The sequence below is a fragment of the Amnibacterium sp. genome, assembly GCF_036559085.1.
In the GTDB taxonomy this organism is placed as follows: Bacteria; Actinomycetota; Actinomycetes; order Actinomycetales; family Microbacteriaceae; genus Amnibacterium.
In genome coordinates this window covers 1-5,177 of the sequence record NZ_DATBTU010000020.1, presented here as the reverse complement: position 1 = coordinate 5,177, position 5,177 = coordinate 1, and the positions used below count along the sequence as shown (strand labels likewise).

Annotated in this window: 3 protein-coding genes and 2 pseudogenes; 3 read left to right on the top strand and 2 right to left on the bottom strand. The window is 72.9% G+C overall.

The genetic code is table 11. The features are described 5' to 3' along the window. Nucleotides 1-646: pseudogene (locus VIG76_RS03550) on the top strand (hypothetical protein); the annotation flags it as partial. A 78-nt stretch (nt 647-724) separates the two neighbouring features. Next, nucleotides 725-1,738 carry a glucose-6-phosphate dehydrogenase (coenzyme-F420) gene (gene fgd / locus VIG76_RS03545; RefSeq protein WP_331951112.1) on the top strand — a complete coding sequence of 338 codons (1,014 nt, stop codon included), beginning with the start codon at nt 725-727 and terminating at the stop codon, nt 1,736-1,738. 9 nt (nt 1,739-1,747) lie between these two features. Here the strand turns inward: fgd and VIG76_RS03540 are convergent, their stop codons facing one another. Beyond that, on the bottom strand, nt 1,748-3,328 hold the full coding sequence (locus VIG76_RS03540) for a GMC oxidoreductase (protein ID WP_331951110.1): 1,581 nt from the start codon (nt 3,326-3,328) through the stop codon (nt 1,748-1,750). Between the two features lie 255 nt (nt 3,329-3,583). On the opposite strand from VIG76_RS03540, the gene VIG76_RS03535 reads away from it, so the two are divergent. Beyond that, a complete protein-coding gene (locus VIG76_RS03535; RefSeq protein ID WP_331951108.1) occupies nt 3,584-4,837 on the top strand; it encodes an ROK family protein in 1,254 nt (417 codons plus the stop codon). A 6-nt stretch (nt 4,838-4,843) separates the two neighbouring features. On the opposite strand, the pseudogene VIG76_RS03530 reads toward VIG76_RS03535, so the two are convergent. Continuing rightward, nucleotides 4,844-5,177, bottom strand: a pseudogene (locus tag VIG76_RS03530) (gfo/Idh/MocA family oxidoreductase); the annotation flags it as partial.

Genomic DNA, 5,177 nt, shown 5'->3' with positions numbered 1-5,177 from the left:
CTCCGCCGCCCCGCCGGCCATCCCGACCGTGCGCATCACCGACGTGGTGCCGCTGTCGAGCGACGACCCGATCGGCGCGGGGCTCACGAGCGCATCCTTCCCGCTCGTGCTCGGCGGGATGCTCGGCGGCGTGCTCGTCTCCCTGCTCGTCGCCGGGGCCGTGCGGCGGGTGGTCGCGCTGCTCGTCTACGGCATCGCTGCGGGAGCGGTCGTGACCCTCGTCCTGCAGACCTGGCTGCACGTGCTGCAGGGCTCCTGGCTCGCGAACGCCGCGGCGTTCGGGCTCGCGATGCTCGCGACCGCGGCGGTGGTGGTCGGCTTCAACTCGCTGATCGGCACGCCCGGCATCGCCGTCGGCGCCGTGATCAGCCTGCTGATCGGCAACCCGATCTCGGGCGCCGCGGTGCCGGCGCAGTTCATCCTGGGGCCGTGGGGGGACGTCGGCCAGTGGTTCGAGCCGGGCGCGGCGTCGTCGCTCGTGCGCTCGCTGTCCTACTTCCCCGACGCGGACACCGCGCCCCAGTGGTGGACCCTCGCCGCTTGGGCGGCGGGCGGCATCGTCCTCACACTCGTCGGTCACTTCCGCAGCAGCACCGCGCTCCCGCTGCCGGGGGCCGAGCTCGAGCCGCAGCCGAACGCAGCCTGACGGGTCGCACGCAGCAGCGAGGGAGGATGGTGGGAGAGGGCCGGGCGACGTCCGCTCGTCCCGGCGAGGAGATCCGCGATGACCGTTCCGCTCCGCTTCGGCTACAAGGCGTCGGCCGAGCAGTTCGGCCCGGGTGAGCTGCTCGAGTTCGGCGTGCTCGCCGAGCAGGCCGGCTTCGACTCGCTCTTCGTCTCCGATCACTTCCAGCCGTGGAACCACGAGGGCGGCCACGCGCCGGCGGCCATCCCGTGGCTCGGCGCCCTCGGCGCCCGCACCTCGCGGATGCTGCTCGGCACCTCGGTGCTCACGCCGTCGTTCCGGTACCACCCGGGGGTCGTCGCGCAGGCGTTCGCGACGCTCGGGTCGATGTTCCCCGACCGGATCGTGCTCGGCGTCGGTACCGGCGAGGCCCTCAACGAGGTCGCGCTCGGCATCACGTGGCCCGATCAGAAGGAACGCTTCGCGCGGTTGAAGGAGGCCATCGGCCTCATCGAGCAGCTCTGGACCGAGGACGACGTGACCCACGACGGGCCGTTCTTCCGCACGGAGCACGCCACCATCTACGACCGCCCGGAGCGGCCCGTGCCGATCTACATCGGCGCCTCGGGCCCCGCGGCCACGCGGCTCGCCGGGCGGCGGGCGGCCGGCTGGATCACCACCTCCGGCAAGGCCCCAGAGCTCTACACCGACACCCTGCTGCCCGCCCTCCAGGAGGGCATCACGGCGGCCGGCCGTTCCGCGGACGACGTCGACACGCTCATAGAGATGAAGGTGTCCTTCGACCACGACCGCGAGCGGGCGCTGCAGGACACCCGGTACTGGGCGCCGCTCGCGCTCACGCCCGAGGAGAAGACGACCGTCCACGACCCGCGGGAGATGCAGCGGCTCGCGGATGCGCTGCCCATCGAGCGGGCCGCGTCGCGCTGGATCGTCTCGACGGATCCGGACGAGCACGTGGAGCGGATCGAGGAGGTCCTGGCCCTCGGGTTCCGGCACCTCGTGTTCCACGGCCCGGGCGCCGACCAGCGCCGGTTCATCGAGCTCTACGGCACCGAGATCCTGCCGCGACTCCGGGCCCGGCACCCCGCCTGACGCGGGCCGCTACCCCGCCTGCTCCGCCAGTCGCTGCGCGGCGGCGTGCGCCCCGCGGACGGCGATCGCCGTGCTCATGAGGGTCGGGTTCATCGTGGTCGCGGTGGGGATCAGCGCGTTCCCGCCGACGACGAGGTTCTCGAAGCCCCACACCCGGGAGTCCGGGTCCGCGACGGAGGTGCCGTCGTCCTCGGCCCCCATCCGCATCGTGCCCTGGTAGTGCAGGCTCGACCCGTTGGGCAGCAGGCGCGGCTCGGCGATGAAGGTGCCGAGCGCGTGCCCGGCACGGCGCAGATCCTCGGTGCCGTCGGCGATCTCGGCCTGCTCCGACTCGGTCAGCTCGTACCGGATGGTCATGTTCGGGAAGCCGCGGTAGTCGAGCTCGGCGTCGTCGAACATCACGCCGTCCTCGAACCGGGGCTGCTTGCGCATCCCGTAGCCCATGTTCACGTACCCCCACCGGTTGCCCGCTGCCGGGTGCGCGGGGTCGAGCTGGAATGGCGGGTTCTCGGCGTACATCACCTGCAGGGAGAAGGGGTGGTCCGGCTCGGAGAACGGGATGCGGTTGACGGCCGCCACGGGGTCGGTGGGGTTCGTCGACCGGCGCGCCAGCTCTTCGGCGAGCTGCTCCTCGGTGGCGAACCGCCGCATCCGCTGCTCGTCGAGCGCGACGGTGCAGATGACGACGGGGTGCTCGGTCAGGTAGTGGCCGAGGGCGGCGGGGCGGATGCCCGAGGCCCAGAGCAGCTGCGGGGAGCGGAACGCGTCGGCGGCAACGACAACGAGGTCCGCCGGCACGAAGGACGTCTCGCGGGTGCGGAGGTCCTCGACCGTCACGCCGGTGACCCGGGCGCCGTCGTGCTCCACCCGCCGCACCAGCGTCAGGTCGTGCAGCTCGAACCGCTCGGCGAGGGGGTCGCCCGCCTCGATCAGCGTGCCGAGCACCACGTCCGCGCCCGCCCAGCGCATCGACCCGTCCGGCTGCGGGTCGCCCGCGACCGGCAGGGTGCTCGGACCGAAGCCGTCCGGCAGCTCGGCGCCGAACTCCTCGTCGAGGAGGGACCGGATCGCGGCGCCGACACCGGAATCGGCGAACGCGGCGTTCTGCACGTGCAGCAGGCGTCCGGCCTCGTCGACGAGCGGCTCCCATTCCACGTCGGGGATGAAGGGGATCCGCTCGCTGAACGCCGGCGCCGGCGTCGCGCAGGTCCAGTGCGCGCCCATGCCGCCGACGTTGGTGGAGGCGGCTCCGGCCGGGAAGGTGGGCGCGTGGCCGGAGCCCTCGCCGCCGAAGTCGAGCAGGTGCGTGCCGCCGCGGGCGGTGAACATGCCCTCGACCATCGCCGAGGCGGGGACGCCGAGCGACTCGCGGTAGGTGCCGGCCTGCGGCCCCTGCGACATCTCGCGGGCGCGTTCCTTCTCGTCCGGATCCGGGATGTTCCGCACGCTCTCACCGGGGACGTCGGTCAAGCGCGGGCCGGCCTCGAACATGACGACCCGGAGGTCCGGCACCGACTCGATCAGGATCCGGGCGTACGCCGAACCGATGGGGCCGCTGCCCACGACCACGACCGTCGGGCTGCTGACCATGGGTGCTCCTCCTCGAGTCGACGCGCCGTGCGGGACGCCGGCACCACCGTGCCACCTGCTGCCGGGAACGAAGCGACCCGGGCGCGCGATGCGGCGAGGCGCCTAGCGTAGCGCGCTTCTGTCGAAAAACAGCAAAAGCAATCGGATGGCGCTTGCGTCGGTGAAACGAGAGCCCGAGCCCGGCAGACACGGGAAGCGGCCCGTCGATCGCGGACGGATCCGTCCAGATCGGACGTACTTATGTCAAAATCAAGCATGACCCAAGAGTCCGCCCTGCGGTTCGGCGCCCAGGCGGACGAGGTCACCAGCCTGCTCCGCATCGTGAACCTCGTGCGCACGGGCGGAGCGCACACCCGGCCCGAGATCGGCCGGGTCACGGGGCTCGGGCGCGGGGTCGTCGCGCAGCGCGTCGACGCGGGCATCGCCATGGGGTTCCTCGAGGACGGGGAGTTCGGCCCGTCCTCCGGCGGCCGCGCGCCCCGCACGCTGCGGTTCCGCGCCGAGCAGGGCGTCATCTTGGTCTGCGCCCTCGGCGCCCTGCACATCCGTGTCGGGCTCGCCCACCTCGACGGCCGGATCATCGCCTCGGATCACCGGCTGTGGGACATCGCCCGCGGCCCGGTCGAGACGCTCGACCTCGCGGTGTCGCTGCTCGACGGCCTGCTGACGGCGGCCGGGCATCCGGCGGTCTGGGCCGTGACCGTCGGCGTCCCCGGGCCCGTGGACTTCGAGAACGGAGCCCCGGTCGCCCCGCCGATCATGCCGGGCTGGAACGGCTTCGACGTCCGCGGCCGGTTCGAGGAGTGCTTCGGCGCACCCACCTGGGTCGACAACGATGTGAACCTCCTCGCCCTGGCCGAGCGCAGCCGTCGCGACGACGACGCGATCGACCTCATCTACTGCAAGGTCGGCAGCGGGGTCGGTGCCGGGCTCGTCTCGCGGGGCCGCATCCACCGAGGCGCGAACGGGGCCGCGGGCGACATCGGTCACGTGCGGGTGGCCGACTCCGCCACCCTCTGCCGCTGCGGGAAGCGCGGATGCCTGGAGGCGGAGGCGGGCGGCTGGGCCATCGTCCGCGACGCGGAGCTGGCGCTGCCCGACACCCCGTCGTCGATCAGCAGGAGCGGGACGGCGATCTCGCCGGAGACGGTCGCGGTCGCAGCGATGAACGGCGATCCCCTCGCCGTGTCGCTCGTGCAGCGGTCCGCCCGGCTCGTCGGCGAGTCCATCGCGACGCTCGTGAACGTCTTCAACCCGAGCGTGATCGTCATCGGCGGCGCGGTGTCGGCGGCGGGCGAGATCTTCCTCGCCGAGGTGCGGCAGCGGGTCTACGGGCTCTCCCTGCCGCTCGCGACCCGCGACCTCCTGATCACCCGGGCGCACGGCGACGAGCGGGAGCCGCTGCGCGGCGGCGCGCAGCTCGCGATCGAGCAGCTCTTCGACGTGACGTTCCCACGGTGGTTCTCCGCTGGGCGCCCGACGCTCGAGCGCATCGCCCAGGTCGCCTGACCGGACCTACTGCGGCACGTCCGTCCAGGCGGACCGGTCCGCCGCGCTCGCCTCGACGGCGGCGAGCACCCGCTGCACGCCGAGGCCCTCCTCGGAGGTCGGATGCGGCGTGCTGCCCTCGCTGATCGCGGTGACGAGGTCGACCACCTGGTGCACGAAGCCGTGCTCGTAGCCGAGCATGTGCCCGGCCGGCCACCATGCGGCCACGTACGGATGCTCGGGCTCGGTCACGAGGATCGTCGTGAACCCCTGGAGCGCGGCCGGCCCGGTCCTGTCGTAGAAGCGCAGCTCGTTGAGCCGCTCCAGGTCGAAGGCGAGCGCGCCGCGATCCCCGGACACC